19 protein-coding genes are annotated in these 20228 nt (G+C 61.4%); 16 read left to right on the top strand and 3 right to left on the bottom strand.

The features are described 5' to 3' along the window. The first annotated feature begins 11 nt into the window (after window positions 1-11). The 5 genes from fliR (at window position 12) to ACZ9HU_RS01485 (ending at window position 4811) form a co-directional block, all read left to right on the top strand. Window positions 12-794 carry a flagellar biosynthetic protein FliR gene (gene fliR, locus ACZ9HU_RS01505; RefSeq protein WP_476101486.1) on the top strand — a complete coding sequence of 261 codons (783 nt, stop codon included), beginning with the start codon at window positions 12-14 and terminating at the stop codon, window positions 792-794. A 3-nt stretch (window positions 795-797) separates the two neighbouring features. Further along, a complete protein-coding gene (locus tag ACZ9HU_RS01500; protein ID WP_476101484.1) occupies window positions 798-1961 on the top strand; it encodes an EscU/YscU/HrcU family type III secretion system export apparatus switch protein in 1164 nt (387 codons plus the stop codon). A 30-nt stretch (window positions 1962-1991) separates the two neighbouring features. Next, window positions 1992-3485 (top strand): flagellar filament capping protein FliD, encoded by a 1494-nt coding sequence (fliD, locus tag ACZ9HU_RS01495; protein WP_476101482.1) that lies wholly within the window; start codon window positions 1992-1994, stop codon window positions 3483-3485. Between the two features lie 15 nt (window positions 3486-3500). Next, on the top strand, window positions 3501-3878 hold the full coding sequence (locus ACZ9HU_RS01490) for a flagellar export chaperone FliS (RefSeq protein WP_476101479.1): 378 nt from the start codon (window positions 3501-3503) through the stop codon (window positions 3876-3878). Between the two features lie 420 nt (window positions 3879-4298). Continuing rightward, window positions 4299-4811, top strand: a complete 513-nt coding sequence (locus ACZ9HU_RS01485) for a response regulator transcription factor (protein ID WP_476101477.1) — start codon at window positions 4299-4301, stop codon at window positions 4809-4811. A 165-nt stretch (window positions 4812-4976) separates the two neighbouring features. Here ACZ9HU_RS01485 and ACZ9HU_RS01480 read toward each other — a convergent pair whose 3' ends face one another. Next, a complete protein-coding gene (locus ACZ9HU_RS01480) occupies window positions 4977-6011 on the bottom strand; it encodes a chemotaxis protein CheB (protein WP_476101476.1) in 1035 nt (344 codons plus the stop codon). A 224-nt stretch (window positions 6012-6235) separates the two neighbouring features. Here ACZ9HU_RS01480 and ACZ9HU_RS01475 point away from each other — a divergent pair, with 224 nt between their 5' ends. From ACZ9HU_RS01475 to ACZ9HU_RS01430, 10 genes are all read left to right on the top strand, one after another. Continuing rightward, on the top strand, window positions 6236-8065 hold the full coding sequence (locus ACZ9HU_RS01475; RefSeq protein ID WP_476101474.1) for a methyl-accepting chemotaxis protein: 1830 nt from the start codon (window positions 6236-6238) through the stop codon (window positions 8063-8065). A gap of 147 nt (window positions 8066-8212) precedes the next feature. Further along, a complete protein-coding gene (locus ACZ9HU_RS01470; protein WP_476101472.1) occupies window positions 8213-9682 on the top strand; it encodes a methyl-accepting chemotaxis protein in 1470 nt (489 codons plus the stop codon). 50 nt (window positions 9683-9732) lie between these two features. Further along, on the top strand, window positions 9733-9996 hold the full coding sequence (locus tag ACZ9HU_RS01465; RefSeq protein WP_476101470.1) for an STAS domain-containing protein: 264 nt from the start codon (window positions 9733-9735) through the stop codon (window positions 9994-9996). After that, window positions 9993-12176, top strand: a complete 2184-nt coding sequence (locus ACZ9HU_RS01460; protein ID WP_476101468.1) for a chemotaxis protein CheA — start codon at window positions 9993-9995, stop codon at window positions 12174-12176. Before ACZ9HU_RS01465 ends, ACZ9HU_RS01460 begins: the two co-directional genes overlap by 4 nt. Beyond that, window positions 12173-13054: a CheR family methyltransferase gene (locus ACZ9HU_RS01455; protein ID WP_476101466.1), complete on the top strand. Its 882-nt coding sequence runs from the start codon at window positions 12173-12175 to the stop codon at window positions 13052-13054. Before ACZ9HU_RS01460 ends, ACZ9HU_RS01455 begins: the two co-directional genes overlap by 4 nt. Continuing rightward, the gene (locus tag ACZ9HU_RS01450) at window positions 13051-14076 is read left to right on the top strand and encodes a protein-glutamate methylesterase/protein-glutamine glutaminase (protein WP_476101464.1); all 1026 of its coding nucleotides are present in this window, start codon (window positions 13051-13053) and stop codon (window positions 14074-14076) included. The genes ACZ9HU_RS01455 and ACZ9HU_RS01450 overlap by 4 nt, the downstream gene beginning before the upstream one ends. Window positions 14077-14093: 17 nt before the next feature. Next, window positions 14094-14639 carry a chemotaxis protein CheD gene (locus tag ACZ9HU_RS01445; protein ID WP_476101462.1) on the top strand — a complete coding sequence of 182 codons (546 nt, stop codon included), beginning with the start codon at window positions 14094-14096 and terminating at the stop codon, window positions 14637-14639. Between the two features lie 17 nt (window positions 14640-14656). Next, on the top strand, window positions 14657-15028 hold the full coding sequence (locus tag ACZ9HU_RS01440) for a response regulator (RefSeq protein WP_168604272.1): 372 nt from the start codon (window positions 14657-14659) through the stop codon (window positions 15026-15028). A 23-nt stretch (window positions 15029-15051) separates the two neighbouring features. Further along, window positions 15052-15492, top strand: a complete 441-nt coding sequence (locus ACZ9HU_RS01435; protein ID WP_476101460.1) for a chemotaxis protein CheW — start codon at window positions 15052-15054, stop codon at window positions 15490-15492. Next, entirely contained in the window at window positions 15489-15779 is a 291-nt protein-coding gene (locus ACZ9HU_RS01430; protein ID WP_476101458.1) for a hypothetical protein, read from the top strand. Before ACZ9HU_RS01435 ends, ACZ9HU_RS01430 begins: the two co-directional genes overlap by 4 nt. Window positions 15780-15803: 24 nt before the next feature. On the opposite strand, the gene ACZ9HU_RS01425 is transcribed toward ACZ9HU_RS01430, so the two are convergent. Beyond that, a complete protein-coding gene (locus ACZ9HU_RS01425) occupies window positions 15804-16346 on the bottom strand; it encodes a hypothetical protein (RefSeq protein WP_476101456.1) in 543 nt (180 codons plus the stop codon). A 171-nt stretch (window positions 16347-16517) separates the two neighbouring features. Here ACZ9HU_RS01425 and ACZ9HU_RS01420 point away from each other — a divergent pair, with 171 nt between their 5' ends. Beyond that, window positions 16518-16955 (top strand): hypothetical protein, encoded by a 438-nt coding sequence (locus ACZ9HU_RS01420; protein WP_476101454.1) that lies wholly within the window; start codon window positions 16518-16520, stop codon window positions 16953-16955. Between the two features lie 483 nt (window positions 16956-17438). On the opposite strand, the gene ACZ9HU_RS01415 is transcribed toward ACZ9HU_RS01420, so the two are convergent. Continuing rightward, window positions 17439-20087, bottom strand: a complete 2649-nt coding sequence (locus ACZ9HU_RS01415) for a TonB-dependent receptor plug domain-containing protein (RefSeq protein WP_476101453.1) — start codon at window positions 20085-20087, stop codon at window positions 17439-17441. Between the last annotated feature and the right edge of the window lie 141 nt (window positions 20088-20228).

Below are 20228 nucleotides of genomic sequence, written 5' to 3'. Positions count from 1 at the left end.
AGGCCCATGCGATGATCGGCCTCGATTTCGGCTTTGGCCCGTTACAGGATGACTTCTTACGCTGGATGTTCCTGATGACGCGGATCGGGGCCGCGTTGGTGGCCGCGCCATTTTTCGGCATGCTGAACATTCCGGTGCAAATACGCGTCATTACGGCGGGGGCGATTGCTCTGTTGGTGGCCGGGTGGACGGATGTGGCCATGCCCGCCCAGATGTTTTCGCTGCCGGGCATGCTGGCTCTGGCCGGAGAGATATTGCTGGGCACCACTTTGGGTTTTGTCCTGCAATTTGCCTTTGCCGCGCCTGCGATTGCCGCTGAACTGATCGGATCGACCATGGGCCTGGCCATGGCATCAACGGTGGACCCACAGAATGGATCGCATTCGCCCGCATTGGGGCAATATTTCACGGTGGTGCTGACGCTGGTGTTCTTTGGCCTTGGGTGCCACCTGCAATGGATCGCGCTGGTGGTCAAAAGCTATGAGGTCTTTGCGCCGGGCCATACGTGGATCGGGCCGGACCGGATACAGGCAATCCTGTCCTTTGGATCAATGTTGTTTGCCACGGCCATCGCCATGGCGCTGCCGGTGACGCTGCTCTTGCTGTTGGTGCTGGTGCTGGCCGGGGTGCTCTCGCGCTCGGCGCCCTCGCTCAACCTTTTCTCGCTGGGCCTGCCATCGGCCATTGCGGCGGGCTTTGCCACATTGGTGGCCACCAGCCCGATGTTGACCGACCGCATGATCGAATTGTCCGCCGATGCCATCCGCGCGGCGGCCGGAATCGTGGGGGTATGACCCATGGCCGATGAAGCACCGGGCGAAAAGACACATGCCCCAACCGCCAAGCGGCTGAAAGACGCCGCGGAAAAGGGTGACGTCCTACGCTCGCGCGAATTGGCGGTGGCGGTGACGATGTTGCTGGCGGCGGCCTTTCTGACCGCGGGTGGGCCTTGGCTGTTGAACGGATTGATGCGGGTCATGCGGATCGGTTTTATCTTTGACCGGGCGGCCATCGATGATTTCAACCCGTCGCGCATGGCCTCGACCGCGCTGTGGCTGATGGCCCCGCCTGTGCTGGTTCTGGGGTTGCTGATGTCGGCGGCGGCCGTCCTGACGCAATTGGGGCCATCGCCGGGCGGACGCTTCATGATGGCCAATGCCGCCCCGAAATTCAGCCGCCTGAACCCCATGGCCGGGTTCAAGCGCATGTTCGGCCCCAATGGCTGGATCGAGGTGGGCAAGGGCCTGCTCAAGCTGGTGCTGCTGGGCGGGATTGCGTGGTATTGGGCCGGGTCGCGGATCGAGCCGATGCTGGAACTGGGCGCGGTGGGCCTTGCCGGTCAGCTTGATTTTGCATGGAATGCGCTGACCAGCCTGCTGTTTCAATTGTCAGGCGGGTTGATCATCATCGCCTTGTTCGATTTCCCCATCCAATGGGTGCGCCGCATGCGCCGGTTGCGCATGAGCCTTGAGGAAATCAAGGAAGAGAACAAGCAGCAGGAGGGCAGCCCCGAAGCCAAGGGCGCCCAGAAACGCCGCCAGCGCCAGATCGCCATGGGCGCGATTGCCACCGCCATGGCCAAGGCGCAATTTGTCGTCACCAACCCGACCCATTTTGCAGTCGCTCTGGCCTATGATCCGGCGGTGGCCTCGGCGCCCTATGTCGTGGCCAAGGGACGCGGGGAAAAGGCGCTGGCGATCCGCGAACTGGCCATGGAAAAGGCGTTGCCATGCATGGAATATCCCGGCCTTGCCCGTTCCATCTATTACACCACCCGCGAACAACAGATGATCCGAGAGGAACTTTACATCGCGGTCGCGGCGGTACTGTCCTTTATCTATGCCCTCAAACGCGGCGAAAACCGCGCCGCGCCCACGATTGATGTGCCCGCCGATCTGCGTTTCGATGGCGATGGACGCCCCGATCCGCAAGATCATTATGATCCTTTCGCGCGGCCTTAAGTCACGCGGACATCGGACGTTCTTACATCCATGACCACGACCAGCTCCACCACCAGCACGACGTCGACCACGACGACCGACAGCGCCTCGATCGGCGCCCAGCTGCTTACCTCGCTGGGCGTGGGTACGGGGGTCGACATGACGCAGATGGCGACCAATGTCGCCACCGCGCAATATGCGACCCAGACCGATGCGCTGAACACGCGTCTTTCGAACATCGCGCTGCAGATCTCGCAGGCTGGCCAGCTCAAAAGCGATCTTCTGACGCTGTCCTCGTCCTTTTCCAGCCTGATCGACAGCGGCAATTTGCTGCCCTCGCCCACGGTCACCAATTCGGCGGTCGCCAGCGCCAGCCTGCCGTTGGGCAGCGCGGGGGCAACCGGGTCCTATTCGCTGGAGGTCACCGCCCTTGCCAAGCCGCAGGTGTTGGCCACCAAGACATTCGTGCCGGGCGAACAGACGATGAAGGCCGGCACGCTGACCTTCAATTTCGGCACGGTCAATGGCGCCGGCCTGACCGCCGACAGCAACCTGTCCAGCAAGACCATCACCATTGCCGATGGCGCCACGCTGGCCCAGGTGGCAACCGCCATCAACAGCGCCAAGATGGGCGTGACCGCCTATGTCGCCACCAATGCCAACGGATCGCAATTGGTGTTCAAGGGGACCGAAGGCGCCAACAACGCCTTTACCGTCACCGCCAATGACACATCCGATGCCAGCAGCACCGGCTTTAACAGCGTTGGCGTGCTGGCCTATAGCACGGCGGCCACATCGACCACGATCACCCAGCAGCAGGGCGCAGGCAATGCGTCCTACAAGCTGGACGGCATCACCCGCACCAGCACCAGCAACACGATCGACAATGCCGCGCCCGGCCTATCGCTCAAGCTGACGGGCACCAATGTCGGCAATCCCACCACGATCACCTATTCCGATCCGTCCAGTTCGATCACCAACACGATGACCAATCTGGTCGCGGCGCTCAACGCGATCATGACCGAATTGAACACGAACATGTCGGCCGCCACGGGCAACCTGTACAATGACACGGGGGCAAAGGCTGTTTCGCGCGCCTTTTCGCAATTGGCGGGCACCACGATCATGGGCAATGCCGCCGATGGCGAACCCAAAACGCTGGCCGATCTGGGCCTGTCGACCAACCGGGACGGGTCATTCAAGCTGGATACGACCAAACTGGCCGCGGTCCTGTCGTCAAACCCCAGCGGGGTTGCGGCCATGTTCACGAAGGGCGTCAACGGGATCTATTCGACGATCTTCAAAATGACGTCGGCGTTGACGACCAGCACGGATACAGGCTCTTTGGCCGGTTCGGTGACGCGTTACACCAATTTGCAGGCCACGTTGACCACGCAAAAAACCAAATTGAGCGATCAGCAGGAAGCGCTGCGCCAAAGGTTGATCACGCAATATGCGGCCAGCAATGCCGCCGTGGCCGCGTCCAATTCCACGCTGACCTATCTGAAAAACCAGATCGACGCGTGGAACAAATCTTCGAATTAAAGGGGACCCAACGATATGCTCGCCCGACGCAATCCCGGCGAAGTCTATCGCCGGGTAGATTTCGACGCCCGCGTTTCCGGCGCCACGCCGGGTGAACTGGTGCGCCTGTGCTATGAACAGCTGATCTCGTCGCTGGGCGGCGCTCTGATCGCGGTTCAGCGCGGCGATAACCAAATGAAGAGCCAGATGCTGACCCGTGCCATTTCGGCGCTCAACGCGTTGCAAATGGGCGTGTCGGGGGATGAAGGGATTGCGGGCGCGCTGATCCATTTTTACACCGCCACGCGCCGCGCCGTTTTGGACAGCGTTCTGGATTTCGACGCCGACACTATCGCCCAGATCCGGCAGGATTTCATCGACATTTCCGAAAGCATGAGTCGCGGGGCCAACTGAGCCGGGCGCCGAATGGAAATTCGAACAAGTCGGGCGATATGTATAAAAACACCAATAATCGCCAAAAATATTTCTTGCCCTTTGGGGCAAGGTCGCCCGCCAAGACGCGGTCATTTTTCCCTGCAATTGCAATAAAAAGGCGTGAATACTTTCACCTTGCCTAACAAGGCGCCAAAACCACGAGAATCTGCTTACGTTCAAATACTTAAACCCGCTTGAATGAAACGGTTTCGGATCGAACGCTACGCCGTAACGGAGCCAGTTACCATCCAATGCCTAGGCAAGTTTTGCTAGGGATTAACCAAGACAGCTCAAGGGGGTGAGGTTAAATTGAACAACGGAACCAGCCTTTTTCTCGTAGACGGTGATGTTCGACGCCGCGCCGCCATTTCGCACCTGCTCGCAGGCAGCTCAGTTCATGTGGAGCCTTTTGAGGACCCCTCCGAACTGATCGCCCGCTGGCCCAAGAACGGGCTGTTGCTGGTCCATGATGATGGCCGTTCGATCGCCATGCTTTTGGCCCAGATGGGGCGTCTGGGGCAATGGTTGCCCGTCATCGGATTTGCCCAGGAACCCAGCACAAGGCAGGTCGTGGGCGCCGTTCTCGAAGGCGCGATCGACTATGTCTCATGGCCCTTTAACCGCGAGGAAATCGTCGCCGTGGTCGAACAGGCCGAGGCCAAGGCCGAAGTCTTTGGCAGCGCCAAGCTGCGCGAGGCCCTGGCACGCAGCCGGGTGGACCGATTGACCAAGCGTGAGCGCGAAGTGCTGGCCGGGGTCGCGGGCGGCCTGTCCAACCGGATGATCGGTGAAAAGCTCTCGATCTCGCCGCGCACGGTGGAAATCCATCGCGCCAATATGCTGACCAAGATGGGGGCAAACCATACTTCGGAGGCCATCCGTATCGCGATTGAGGCGGCGCTGGTCAGCTGACGGGCGCCGCGGGGCGGTCATTCAGGCCGAAATTGTGGGAAAGGCGGCGCTCGTTTGGGCGCCGTTTCTCGTTGTGGCGCACAAAAATGGCGCCCCTTGGCGCCGTTGCAAAGTTTGCAGGATCATGCCCCGCCAGTTTGAAACCGGCGGGGCTGTCTGTCCGGATCAGGCCTGATTACAGGCCGAAATCAGCGCAGGCCCAAGATCGTCCAGCGACATCACCTTTTCCGCCGCATTGGCCGCGACGGCGGCGGCGGGCGTTTCACCGACCTTGGCCGATGCAGGATCTTCGACAAAGGTGCGCGAACCGGCGTCCCGCAGCAGCTTGAGCCCCTTGGCCCCGTCGCCGCCCATGCCGGTCAGGATCGCGCCCACCGCCGGGACGGCCGCACGCGCCATTGTGCCGAACAGAAGCGTTGCCGAAGGGCGCGCGCCATCCACCGGATCACGCTGAACCATGCGCAGGCGCGGGGGCGAACCGGGTTCGAACACCACATGCTTTTCCGGGTCGGCGGCAATGTGGATCGTGCCGGGCGTCATGGTTGAACCATCCTTGGCCATGGCGATCTTGCACTTCAATTCGCCGGCCATGCGCGTGATGAACGTATCGACCAGCGCCGGCTCACTTTGCAGCACAACCACCGTGGGCGGGCAATCGGCGGGGAAATCCACCAGCATCTGGGTCAGGGCGTCAATGCCGCCCATCGATGTCGCAATGGCCAGATAGTGCCCGTTCCACACGAATTGCACTTCGGACTGGCGCGCTTCGCGCTGAGCGTTCGGCTTGGGGACTTTGACGTTCGAATTGGCCGCGGCCAACACGATCTTGCCCAGCTTGCCCACCGTCTTGGCAAATTGTTCGGGCGTGGCCTTGAGCGGCTTGGGGAAACATTCCACCGCGCCCAGCGCATAGGCCTTGAGCGAGGTTTCGGTCCCGCTCTGCGTCAGCGATGACAGCATCACCACCGGCAGAGGGTTGGTGGACATGATCTCTTCAAGAAATTCAATGCCGCTCATGCCGGGCATTTCCACATCCAGCGTCACCACATTGGGCTTGAGCTGTGCGATCTGATCGCGCGCCTCGTCGGCATTGGCCGCGGTGCCAATCACGGTCACATTGCGTTGCTGTTCCAGAACGTCGGAAAACAGCGCTCGCATGGCGGCCGAATCGTCCACAACCAGCACACGTGCATCGTTCATTGTCGCAGGTATCCCGTCTTCGTTGATAGTGCGGACCAAAGGCCCCGAAAACCATCTTTAACCCTGATTCACGAAGCAAATGCCTGCGCATTATTAAGTGCTTACGCCTAGAACCCAAATAATCACAATTCAGCGATGCGCCTGTAGCCATGGAACCAAACCCGAAGCGTAAAGCGGCTTTCGGCGTGGTTTCAAACCTTAATTCAAGCAGGATTGGCGTGCGCATGACGGACAAAACAATCGCACAAAAAAGCCGCAAGGGTGCAATCTCCATCCTGCTTGTCTTGCTGCTGGGCGGACTATTGGCGGGCTATGGCTTTAACGATGTTCGCATGGGCGGGCCGTTGCACCATCGCAACCAACAGGTCAGCGATTTCATCGCCGACATCATCCCCCCGCCAGAATATGTGCTCGAAGCCTATCTGGAAGTCAGCCTGTTGCACAACAAGCCCGCGCTCCTTTCGGAAAAACGTTTGCGTCTGGGCGAATTGGAGCGATCCTTTCGGCAAAGAGCGCGCGATTGGGCATCCTCGGACCTCGACGCCGATCTGAAAGCGCAATTGGCAACGCAGGCCGTGCCCAGCGGCGAATCATTCTGGTCCATTGTCAATGACGCCTATCTGCCCGCCCTTGCCCGTGGCGATAAGGCCGGGGCCGAAACCGCCTATGACCAATTGAGCGAGGTCTATGCCCATCACCGCGAACAGATTAACGCACTGACGCAGGCCGCGCTGCAAAGGCAAAAGGACATTACCGCGTCCAGCACCACCACCTTGTGGATGGTGACATCGGGGCTGGTCCTTTTGGGGCTGACGATTCTGGGGCTGGTCCTTGCCGCGCTGCGTTGGCAACAGAACCATGTCCTGAACCCCATGGCCCAAACGGCGCATGTGATGACGCGCATGGCCGCCGGCGATCTGGACATCGGGCGTCAGTCCCATCACCGTCAGGATGAAATCGGCTCCATCACCCGCGCCATCGAAGTCTTCCGCGCCGCCGCCCTGTCCGAGCGGGAAATGGCCGCGCGTCAACGCAACGTGGTCGAAACCCTTTCCCAAGGCCTGCGCCAATTGGCGGCGGGCCATCTGCATTATCGGATCACGACCCCGATGGGCGATGATTACGAATCGCTGCGTCAGGATTTCAACGGCGCGGTGCAGGAATTGGGCGAAGCAATCAGCGGCGTCATCACCGCCGCCGCCATCGTCGAAAAGGGCGCGTCGGAAATCCGCAATGCGTCCGACGATCTGGCCCGACGCAATGAACAACACGCCTCGACGCTGGAGGAAATGGCCGCAACGATGGATCAGGTCACCTATACGATCCGCGAATCGGCGGGCAATGCCTCGCAGATCCAAGGCTCCATCGCCCAGACGCATCAGGCCGCCGTGGCCGGGGGCGATGTGGTGGCCCGCGCGACACAGGCCATGGCGGGCATCGAGAAATCCTCGCAACAGATCACCCAGATCATCAACGTCATCGACAGTATCGCGTTCCAGACGAACCTGCTGGCGCTGAACGCCGGGGTTGAGGCGGCGCGCGCGGGCGATGCGGGCAAAGGCTTTGCCGTGGTCGCCAATGAAGTGCGCGCTCTGGCCCAACGCAGCGCGGACGCAGCCAAGGACATCAAGGTGCTGATCCATACATCATCGGATCAGGTGTCGGGCGGGGTGGCGCTGGTGCGCGAAACCGGGGCCGTTTTGGGCAATATTGTCGAACAGGTCGGCATCATCAACACCCAGGTGTCCGACATGACCAACTCCACCGCCCTGCAGGCGACCTATCTGGCCGAGATCAACAAAGCGATCGGCCATATGGATGGCATTACCCAACAGAACGCGGCCATGTCCGAACAGGCCAATGCCGCCGCGCGCAGCCTTGCCACAGAGGCGCAGGCCATGACCCACATGGTCGCCCGCTTTGAAACCGGCGTCCAGCGCAGCGCCCCGCGCGCCAGAACGATGCAGCAGGAATGGGCGCCGCTGCGCGAAATGGTCGAACCGGTGCCGTTCCTGCGCCCGCGTGAAAAGCGCCAATATTCTACCGCTGCGTGAAAATGAACGCGCGATTTCCCCGCGATTCTACCGAGGTCCACGCAAACACGACGTTGCCAACATGGGGCTATGATTAACCACAAGGGAAAGCGTGCCTTTCAGGCCATGTAACCGGCCCGGAAATCGGCACGTTGAGGGATGAAGACAATGCTGGATTGGTTTGCAAAGCAGGCTCCGATCAGGACCAAATTACATACTTTGCTGGGCATCATGATTGTGCTGGGCCTGACGGCGACCGGCGCGACCGTCATGGGCACAAATGGCGCGCTTTCGGCAACAACCGCCATCGCGCTTTGTGCCGGGGCGATGATTATGGCCGTGGCGGCTTTGGCCGTTGCTGGTGAAATGATCGCCACACCCTATGTATCAACCGTGGAACGGATGGAGGCCCTGGCTGCGAACGATCTGTCCAGCCCGATCCGGCATGCGGAAAACACGGACTGCGTCGGCCGAATTGCCCGTGCGATGGAAACCTTTCGCGCCCATGCTCAGCTGCAACAGGAGCAGAACGAGCAGCTCAGCCATGTGACCGTCCTGTTCAATCAATTGGGCGAAGCGCTCAAGAAAATGGGCCGCAATCAGCTCGATTGCCTGATCCGCGATCCCTTTCCCGCGGGCTATGATGAAGTGCGTCAGGACTTTAACAGCGCCGTTGCCGCTCTGGCCGACGCCATCGAAGCGGTCAGCACCAGCGCCCGCCATGTGTTGAACGGGGCCAATGAAATCCATTCGGCATCCAACGACCTGTCGAACCGTAACGAACAACAGGCCGCCACGCTGGAAGAAACCGCCGCCGCGATGAATCAGGTGACCGAAGGCGTGCGTGAAAGCGCCCGCAGCGCGCATGACGTGCAAAAGTCGATCACCGAGGCGCATGAAGAGGCCACCGAAGGCGGCATTGTCGTCAGCCGCGCCGTCGAGGCCATGGCCGCGATCGAACGCAGCGCGCAGGAAATCAACCAGATCATCGGCGTCATCGACGGCATCGCGTTCCAAACCAACCTTCTGGCGCTCAACGCCGGGGTTGAGGCCGCGCGCGCCGGGGACGCGGGCAAGGGTTTTGCCGTGGTCGCCAACGAAGTGCGCGCCTTGGCCCAACGCAGCGCGGATGCGGCCAAGGAGATCAAGGCGCTGATCACAACGTCGAGCGAACAGGTCGCAGGCGGCGTGATGCTGGTGCGCGAAACCGGCACGCTGCTGGGCAAGATCGTGCAACGCGTGGGCGACATCACCGGACAGGTCGGCGAAATTGCGTCCAATGCCAATATTCAGGCCGACGGGCTGGAAATGGTCAACACCGCCGTTGGCGAAATGGACCGCGTGACCCAGCAAAATGCCGCCATGGTCGAACAGGCCACCGCCGCCGCCCGCAGCCTTGCCGATGAAGCGCGCGAATTGAACACCGTGGTCAGCCGTTTCCAGGCCGGATCGTCAGGCCACAGCCCCGCCGTCAGCCGCGGCGCAGATGCCGAAATCCCCTTTGTCCGCCCGGCCAGCCGCCCTGCGCCGCGCCCGGCGGCATCCGCGCCCTCCTATTCGGCCGTGCCGATGGTTCAGGGCAATCTGGCCATCAAGCCGCAGGCGGAAACATCCACCGATGACTGGTCGGAATTCTGAGGCGTGAGGCCCGCAACGATCCAGTCCGAAAATTCAGAACAGGGATTTGCATGATGCGCAAGATTGTCCTGCCCGCCCGATGCGACCGGGCCGCCGCCGAGGCGCTGTTGCCCGAATTTCAGGCCGCGCTTGGTTCCGGCCCGCTCTCGGTGGATGCCAGCGAGACCCAGCAGATCGGTCAGGCCATGCTCCAATTGCTGCTCAGCGCGCGCCGCACGGGCGAAGGCGCCGCGATCATCCCCTCGGATGCCCTGCGCGAAGCGGCCCGCCTAACGGGTCTGGAAAATGCTCTGTTTGAAGGGAACATGGCATGACGCCCGAAGAAATTCAGGGAATTTTCTTCCTCGAATGCGAGGAATCCTTGGTCGCCGCCGAACAGGGACTGGCCGCATGCAAGGCCGGGACGCAGGACAGCGACACCGTCAACGCCATTTTCCGCGCGGTCCATTCGATCAAGGGCGGTGCGGGGGCCTTTGGCTTTGAGGCGCTTCAGGCCTTTACCCATGTGTTTGAAACGCTGTTGTCGGATGTGCGCGAAAATCTGGTGCCGCATACGCCGGCTTTGATCGACCTGTTGCTGCGTGCGCTGGACGTTTTGTCCGACCATGTGACCGCCGCGCGCGATGGCGGCAGCCCGCCCGAAGATGCCGCGCTGCTGCGCGAGCTGGAAGGCGCGATGGCCAATGCACAACATGCCGCCGCGCCGGAGCCGGAACCCCAAGCCCCCGCCGAACGCTCCGTCACCTTTGACGAAGAGGATATGACCAGCGACGGCGATCTGGACGATCTGCTCAACGATCTGGCCGGTGGACCTTCGGCCGAAGAAAGCGTGCCCGCCGGTTGGCAAATCCACCTGCGCCCGCATGCAGGCGCGATGCGCAATGGCGGCGAACCTTTGCTCTTGCTGCGCGAACTGGCCGCCCTTGGCGCGGTGGTGAGCGAATGCGACACGACCTCGATCCCCAGCCTGGATGATTTCGACCCGCATCAGGGCTATCTGGGATGGACCTATATCGTCCCGCAAAATGTGTCCGAGGCCAGCGTCAAGGACATCTTTGATTTCGTTGGCGACGATTGCCCGATTGCTATTGGCGCCAATACTTCGATCCCCCCGGTGCAGATCGAGCAAGCCAGCACCCCGCCCGCCCCGGTGCAAAGCGCGCCCACGCCCGTACCCGCCCCGCCGCCGGTCGCGGCCAGCCCGGCTGCGCCCCCTCCGCCGCCAACCGCCGCCCCGACACCGGCCCCCGCCGCCCCGCCGCAGGAAGCCCCCGCCGCCGCCGCCAACAGCGCGCCGCCTGCGGCTCCTGCCCCGGGTCAATCGATCCGCATTGATTTGATCAAGCTGGACAAGTTGATCGACACGGTGGGCGAATTGGTGATCGCGCAGGCCATGCTCGCCCAGCGGTTGCAGAACGAAAATGTCCAGTCGGTCGAGGAACTGACCCTGCTGGAAAGCCTGACGCGCGACATTCAGGAAAGCGCGATGTCGATCCGCGCCCAACCCATCGGCAGCGTGTTCAGCCGCGTCCCCCGCATCCTGCGCGAATTGTCGGCCAGCACGGGCAAGCATGTGAACCTTCAGGTCATCGGTGAAACGACCGAGCTGGACAAGACGGTGATCGAGCGTCTGGGCGAACCGCTGACCCACCTGATCCGCAATGCGGTGGACCATGGCATCGAAAGCCCCGAAGACCGTCTGGCCAAGGGCAAGAGCGCCGAGGGCACATTGACCCTGTCGGCGGAACAGCGTTCGGGCCGCATCCTGATCAAGATCGCCGACGATGGCGCAGGCATCAACCGCGCCCGCGTCTTTGCCAAGGCGGTGGAAAAAGGCATCGTCAGCGCCGACGCGCAAATGTCGAAGGAAGAAATCGAGGCGCTGATCTTTGCCCCCGGTTTTTCGACCGCCGCGACAATCACCAATGTGTCCGGGCGCGGCGTCGGCATGGACGTAGTGCGCCAGAACGTAAAGGATCTGGGCGGCCGTATCTCTATCGAATCCGAGGAAGGCAAGGGCACGACCTTCATCCTTACCCTGCCTCTGACTTTGGCCATTTCGGACGGCATGATCGTCAAGGTCGGCGACCAGACTCTGGTTGTTCCGCTGACCCATGTGGTCGAAAGTCTGCGCCCCGAACCCAAGGATGTTCAGGGGCTTGGCTCCACGCGCCAGATGCTCAACGTTCGCGGGCGCTTCATCCCGGTGGTGTCGGTGGCCGAGGCGGTGGGGGCCTATGATGCCGTCACCAACCCATCGCAAGGCGTGTTGATCGTGGTGGACACCGAAAGCGCGGGACAGGCCGCGCTGCTGGTCGACAACATTTGGGACCAGCGCCAATTCGTCATCAAGAGCCTGGACACGCATTATCGCAATGTTGACGGCGTGGCGGGGGCCACCATCCTTGGCGATGGGCGGGTCGCGCTGATCCTGAACATCGACACGCTGGTTCAGGGAGCTGTCTCGGCCGGGTTCGGACTGGAAGCGGCATGAGTTCTGCACCCGACCTTGCCGGCACGTTTGCCGATGCCATGCCCGGCATCAGTCCGGGCGTCTATGACGACCGTGACTTTCGGGCGGTGGCGGCCATCGTGTACCGCGAGGCGGGGATCATGCTGCCTGCGGGCAAGGCGATGCTGGTCTATTCGCGCCTTGCCCCGCTGGTCCGCGCCAGCGGATTGGGCACTTTTGCCGCCTATATCCGCCATGTCGAAGTGGATGCGGGGGAATTGCGCAAGACGATCAATGCGCTGACCACCAACCACACGTTCTTTTATCGCGAGGCGCATCATTTCGAACATTTCGCCCGCGTGGCCCGCCCGCAATTGCTGGCCGATCTGCAACATGGCGACAGCGTGCGCATGTGGTCGGCGGGTTGTTCAAGCGGCGAGGAGGTCTTTTCGCTGACCATGACGCTGCTGGGCCATGACCGGCATGAAGGCGCGCAACTGGCCCGGCGCGACATCCGCATCTTGGCCAGCGACATTGCCGACCATGCGCTGAAAAAGGCCAGCGAGGGGCGTTACAGCGCCACCGATGGCGACGCGCTGCCCGCCGATCTGCGCCAGAATTGGACCAGCACACAGGGCAAGGACATGGTGATCGGGCCGGAAGCGCGCAGCCTTGTGCAGTTCAAGCGGCTGAACCTGCAAGGCGATTGGCCGATGCGCCGCCCGTTTCAGGTCATCTTTTGCCGCAACGTGATGATCTATTTCGACCAGCCCACCAAGGACCGGCTGGTCGCCCGTTTTGCCGAAGCGCTCTGCCCCGGCGGTTTCCTTTATATCGGCCATTCCGAACGCGTTTCCGGGCCTGCCGAAGCCCTGCTCGAACCGGTTGGCCCCACGATTTATCACAGGAGAGGTCGGTGACGATCCGCGTCTTGATCATTGATGATTCCGCCACCATGCGCGCCGTTCTGGCCGCGCGCCTGTCGGGCACGCCGGATATTCAGGTGGTTGGCCTTGCCAACAATGCCACCGAAGGGCGCGCCCTGATCAAGGAACTGGAACCCGATGTCGTCACGCTCGACATCGAAATGCCGGGCATGAACGGTCTGGATTTTCTGGACAAGATCATGACCCTGCGCCCGATGCCGGTGATCATCGTGTCGGGCCTGACCGCGGCGGGCAGCGATGCGACCGCGCGCGCGCTCGCCCTTGGCGCGGTCGATTGCTATTGCAAGACCGACTATGCGGGCGCCGCCATGCAGGATGGCGGCAAACTGGCCGGGATGGTGCGTCAGGCCTCGCAAGTGACCGTGCGCCGCCGCGCGCCCGAAGTGCACCACATGGCCGACCCCGTCCGCGCCATCAGCGCCGGCCAAGGCCGCACCAACACCCGCGTCATTGCCATCGGATCCTCCACCGGCGGGGTCGAAGCGCTTCAGGTGCTGCTGCGCAATTTTCCAGAAGATTGCCCGCCCACGCTGATCGTTCAGCATGTGGACGCGCGTTTTGCCCCCGCCATTGCGCGCACGCTCAATCAGGCATCACCGGCAACCGTCCAACTGGCCGAGCCGGATATGCCGTTAAAGCGGGGCAATATCTATCTGGCGCCCGGCGATGACCGGCATCTGATGGTGGCGGGCGCGACGAACCTGCACGCCAAACTGCGCGTGGGCGAGCTGATTTCAGGCCACCGGCCCAGCGTGGACGCGCTCTTTGCCTCGGTGGCACAGCGTGTCGGGGCCGACGCCATCGGCATTCTGCTGACCGGCATGGGGGCCGACGGGGCCAAGGGCCTGTTGGCGATGAGCCAGGCGGGCGCGCTGACCATTGCGCAGGACGAGGCCAGTTGCACCGTCTTTGGCATGCCCCGCGTCGCCATATCTTTGGGCGCGGCCCAGGTCGTCGCGCCGCTGGGCCGCATCGCCCAACATGCGTTTTCGTGATTGGGGGGAAATTGAATATGCCTTTTGAAGCCTCCCCACCTGTTACCCGCATCAACATCCTGCAAGGTCAGGCGCGTGTTTCGGCCGGCCCGCGCGTGGAATTTTCCACCGTGCTGGGCAGTTGCGTCGCCACATGCCTGTTCGACCCGGAAATCGAGGTGGGCGGCATGAACCACTTCCTGTTGGCCGAACCCCCGGCCAGCAGCCACAGCGGCGATTTTGACGAACATTACGGCGTCTATCTGATGGAATTGCTGATCAACGAGATGTTGGCCCATGGCGCGGCCAAATCGCGGATGCGCGCCCACCTTTACGGCGGGGCCAATCTCAACAGCGGCTTTGCCAAGATTGGCACCAAGAATGCCGAATTTGCCCGCACCTTCCTTGCAAGCGAACGGATCACCGTGGTGCGCGAGGATCTGGGCGGCATGAACGCCAGACGCGTCGATTTCCGGCCGGCGCGTGGCCAGGTGCGTTGCCGGACGGTTGAAAACACACTGGCCCCAGAGCCCAAACCCATTGTGCGTCCTGCCGTTTCGCGCGGCGATGTCGAACTGTTTTAAGGAAAGCGAGCCTGCCCATGGATAAGACTACCCGCATTTTGACCGTTGATGACAGCGCCAGCATGCGCGCCCTGCTGAACCACGCGTTGACCAGCCAGGGGTTCGATGTGGCCCAGGCCGAAGATGGCGAAGTCGCTCTCGAATGGCTGGCGCTGAACGAGGTGGATGTGGTCATCACCGACATCAACATGCCGCGCCTCGACGGCTTTGGCCTGATTGAAAAGCTGCGTCAGGGCAACCGCCACCGCGACCGCCCGATCCTGGTTCTGACCACGGAATCGAGCGAGGAAAAGAAGGCCCGCGCCCGCGCCGCCGGCGCCACCGGCTGGATCGTCAAGCCGTTCGACCCGGAAAAGCTGGTTGCCGCCGTGCGCCGCGTTTCCCACTGATATTCAGGCAAAGGACAAGCCCCATGCACCGTGAACTCATCACTTTCGAAGTCGGCGGGCAGGTTTTCGGCATCGACATCATGGCGATCCGGGAAATCCGCGCGTGGAGCCCGGCGACCCGTCTGCCCCGCGTGCCGCATTATGTGGCCGGCGTGGTCAATCTGCGCGGCAGCGTGTTGCCCGTGATCGACCTTGCCGCGCGTTTGGGCTGGGAAGCGACCGAGCCGACCCCGCGCCATGCCATCATCGTGACGCAGCTGGGCGCGCAGGTGTGCGGTCTGATCGTGGATTCGGTCAGCGACATCGTGACCATCAACAATGACACGCTGCAACCCCCACCGACCACCGCCAATGACAGCATCATCTCCTTCCTTGAAGGGTTGGCCGCTATCGAGGACCGCATGGTCATGGTGCTCAATCTGGCCGCTCTGGCCGATGGCGCGGAATTTGGCGAGGCAGCATGAACGAGGAATCCACCACCCCCGATCCCGCCCGGATCGCCGCCCACCTGACCACGGTGGCCGATGTGTTGACCGAGCTGGCTTGCGAAATCGAGGAATTGGGCACGACACTGTGTCTGGACCCGGCCATCATCGCGCATCACGTTGGCACGTTGCAGTCGATCGACCTGATCGCGCAAAAGCAGCGCTGGCTGGCGACATTGCTGCATGCCGACTGCCCCATGTCGGCGGTGGACACGATCGGGGTCGAGGCGCTCAAAGCCCGCTTTGCCGCGCCGCGCGCCCATTGATCGACAACGTGCCTGTGTCGCCCCTCAGTTGAGCAGCGTCCCGGCGGGGCGCTGCCAAACGGGGTCGCTTGCCACTTCCGTCGCGGGCGCCCATGTTTCGTCCCGCACCGGATCATTGGAATTCAGCCCCAGCGAAACCTGCGCCAACGCGGCCAGAAGCGCCGAAGTCAGGGCCATCGCCAGACTGTCCCCTTCCGAGGTCAATTCCTCGTCCAACCCCGGCAGATAGACCGAGGCCAGCCAGGCCCCTTCGACCGAACGCGACATCAGATAGCTGGCATGTTCGGGCAAAAGCGCCAGCGCCACGCTTTCCAACGCGCCTTGCTCAATCAAACCTTCGACCCGTGCCATCGGCGGCAGATGCGACAAGAGACCCAACAGATCGGCCCCTTCCGCGCACTCCCCCTCGGGCGCACGCGACATCAGGACATAGGCCAGACGCAGATAGTCGGCCTCATCCTCTGAGTCGGCCAGAACACAGTCACGGCACAATTCGGCAAGACGGAGGCGCCATTCACCGATGGTCATCGTCAGGGCCTTTACGGGAGTGTTGGTTCGTTGTGTCATGCACAACTCTTTCGCCCGGTCGCGGTGGGAATCAACGATAACGGATGTAGTAAACGCCCCCCACCTGTACCGCTTTGAGACTTTACAGGTGGTTATCCGTATATCACCGGGCGCGGCAGTCACAAAAAGGGACGTTTTTGCCGCCTTGGATTTACACTTTTGGGTCCGACGATGCTTTGGCGCTCACCCGCGTTCGAATCACGATTCCAGCAAGATCTCGCAAATGCAGCACAAGAATTTGCCGCAACTCTGCGGCGCAGCATGGGATTCCTGTTGTCCGGGGATGAGATTTGTATTAGTTATGACCACAAGCTCAAAAAAGAGCAGCACCATCGGATCAAGGTCATCCCAACCCTTTTTGGATGGATACTTTGGCCCCATGGCGGTCGAATGAACAGAAAACTGTTCGCAGGAGAAGATGCCATGTGTTTCATGCTCGCCGCATTGTCGGCGGCCGGGGCCTCGTACGCTCCGGGCACAGCAAGATGCCCTGAACGCGTCATGGATGCGCGCTGCGGCATGGCGGCAGGCGCCAACCCAGCCGCCATGGAGTTTGGTCCACCCGGTCATGATATGGGCCAGAGCCTGGGCCATATGACAGGACTGTAGGCGGACAGCATGCCGCGCCAAGAGCCAGATTTTCATCACAGCGACAGGGATGGATCCAAACCAATTCTATTGCAGCATTACGCCAATCCCCACCGTATTTCGGGTCGCATCCAGCCAACCATTGATGGCTTTGCCCCCAGCCATTTCAATGGTTGAAGACGGTGGGAACAGCAGAGACGCACGCCCTTGCTACCAAGAGGTCTGCGCCTTCTGAGACCGGCATTTCCGGCAGGCCGGACGTGCGAAAAAGGAAAGTTGGCCGTCTCCGCCGGTGGGACCCACAACTTTCCGATCGCAGCCCCATTGCGGGCTGCACCCCCTTCACTTGCGCTTTGGCGCGGGTGAACAAGCCGGCAGCGACGCATCGACCCCATCGCTGCCGGCTTGATTTCTTTCGATCCTGTACAGGAAAGGCCGCCACAGAATGTCTGTGACGGCCTTTCCTGTATGGTCGGGACCGTCCTTGGACGGCCCCGGAACCGATCAGAACTTCACACCAAGTTTGGCATAGTAGTAACCGCCGTTGATGTTCACCGACGAGAACGAGGGATACTTGTTCACATAGGCGGTCGACGCGATCGCCAACTGCTGGGCACGGATGTAATCTGCATAGGCATCCGGATAGATACCGAACAGGTTGTTGGCCCCCACCGAGAACTTGATGTCGCGGGTAAAAGCAAAGGTCGCTTCCAGATCGGTCACGAACTTGGTGCCCTGGGTGATGTAGTAATCGATATTGGCGTTCGCCGGGGTCGTGGCCAGCTGCTTGGACGGGCCATAGGCCGATTCACGCAGGTTCACACTGAATTTGCCGCTTTCCCAGAACGCGTTGAACGTTGCGCGCCACTTGGGCGTGGTATCGGTCAACGAAGACTGCGAATATTTATCGAAGATGCCCTGCGACTGATTCACGCCCGAGGGTGCGGCGTTAACCGCCTTGACCTTGGTTTCATTATAGTTGGCCGACAGCGACAGATCGAGGCGACCACCCACCGCACGGGTGGCATAGGTGGCCAGGAAGTCGACGCCGCGCGTCAGGGTCGAAAGACCGTTCACAAAGGTGTTGATCGAGAGCGAACCCGATTGACCACCGTTGATCGTGTCGATGATCGAGGTGATCGGAACGCCATTGTTATACAGAGCCGTCAGCACATTGGGCGAGATGAAGCCCGTGCAGGTGCCGGTGAAAGCAGCCTTGGCCGCGGTCGGATTGGTGGACGAAGTATATCCGCCGGGCAGATATTTACAGTTGTTCGAATAACCGGTGAAGCCCGAGGACTGAACGATGCGGTCACGCAGATAGATCGAGTAGGCGTCGATCGTCACGGTCAACTTGGGCAGCGGGTTGAGCACAATGCCAAAGCTCAGGTTGGTCGATTTTTCAGGCCGCAGCCCCGAAATGCCCAAAGCCGCAGCGCCCGCCGAATTCGGCGCAAAGATACCCGAAAGCGAAGCCGGCCCGACGTTGATGCCCGAATAGAAGCCTTCGGCCAGAGTCGGCGCACGGAAACCGGTCGAGACCGTGCCGCGAACCGCGAATGCCTTGCTGAAGTCATAACGGCTGGTCAGCTTGAAGACGGTGGTGTCGCCAAAATCCGAGTAATGTTCGTGGCGAACCGCGCCATCGACCAGCCACTTTTCGGTCGGCTTCAACGAAACGTCGAAATATTGCGAGAAGTTGGTGCGGTGGTTGTTGCTGGCATTGGCAGGGGAATAGCCAAAGAACGACTGAATGCCACCCGCCAGCGTACCGGTGCCAACATAGTAGGAGGCTTGCTCACCCGCACCCAGCGCATAGGTATCACGGCGCCATTCCAGACCACCGGCCAGATGGACCGGCTCGGTCAAACCCAATTCCAGTTCATGCGTCGCATCAAGGTTCAAGGTGAACTGTGAAGCGGTGAACGAGCCATTATACACATCGCGCGGCGTGTAACCGGCGCGGGTCGTGGTGGAAGAATCGTAGTAAAGCGCGGCATTGGCCGAGTTCACCACGTAGATCTTGTTCACATCCTTGCCATAGGTGGCCGAGAAATCGACCGTGGTTTTGCCAAACGTACCCTTGGCACCGCCGGTCCAGGCAAAATCGGTTTCCTTCAGCGCTTCCATCGGCGAGAAGCCAAGCGGGAATGCGATGTCGCCGGTGGCCGCGACCGAACCCGATGTCGCGCCCACAGCGCTCTTGCCATAAACCACGCTGGGCAGACGATAGTTCTGATAGGTGCTGCCCGTGCGGGTCGAATAGGAACCGAAGGAGTAAAGCTCGACATTGGTGATGCCGGTATAGCCCCAGTTGTAGAACAGGTTGGTGAGCGCCATGCGACCGTCACCAAAGATGCGGTTCACATAAGGATAGTTGGCCGCATTGGCCAACCCTGGATAGCGGGCCAGCAGAGCAGCGCCCTGCGAGGTCGAGGACACTACGCGCGGATCCAGATCGCCGCGGAAGCTGTAGTCCTTGACCTTATGTTGGACGGTGACATTGAGGTACATGTCCTCCATCGGCGCCATACCGATGTTGCCGGCCAATTCGTAGTTGAAGCCGTCGCCTGCGTAATACTGACCGACCGAGCCGCTGAGATAACCGCCCTTGTCCTTCTTCTTCAGGATCAGGTTGACAACACCCGCAACGGCGTCCGTACCATATTGCGCGGCCGCGCCATCCTGCAGCACTTCGACATGCTCAACCGCTTCCATCGGGATCAGGCCCATGTCGGGGGCGGCGGCGCCGGTCCACATCGCATTGGTCACCACAACGTTGGCGGTACCATGGCGACGCTTGCCGTTGATCATGACCAGCGTGTGGTTCGGGTTCAAACCGCGCAGCTTCACCGAAGGGTGGAACGCGGTCATGTCATTGCCGAAGGTCTGGATCTGGATGCTGGGCACCGAGAGCGAGAGCGCAGTGTTGATGTCCGAACGGCCAGCGCGTGCCATCAGGTCCGAGCTGAGCACCTGCACCGGCGCGGGGCTGTCACCGGCCTTGAGGCCCGTGGTGCGCGTGCCGGTAACGATGATGGCGCTGCCATCTTCGGGCGCGGCGGCGGCCGGTTCGGCGGCAAAGGCGGTTGTCGCGCCCAGAACGGTGCTGGAAAGGAGTGCGCCGAGCGCAACCTTCTTGATGGCTTGCATTATTGTCCCCCTGAACAGCCGCGCATGTTGCAAGGCAACACAAAGCCACCACCGAAAACGCAGGTCGCGAACCCCGCTCTCGGCTTGACGCACAGCTTAAACTCAAAAAACTTTGTGACGAACGGAGGCCGATGCAGTTTC

The sequence above is a fragment of the Novosphingobium sp. Sphag1I genome (genome assembly GCF_056279125.1).
Note: the sequence above shows the minus strand (reverse complement) of the source record. Positions and strands in the feature narration are given on the sequence as shown.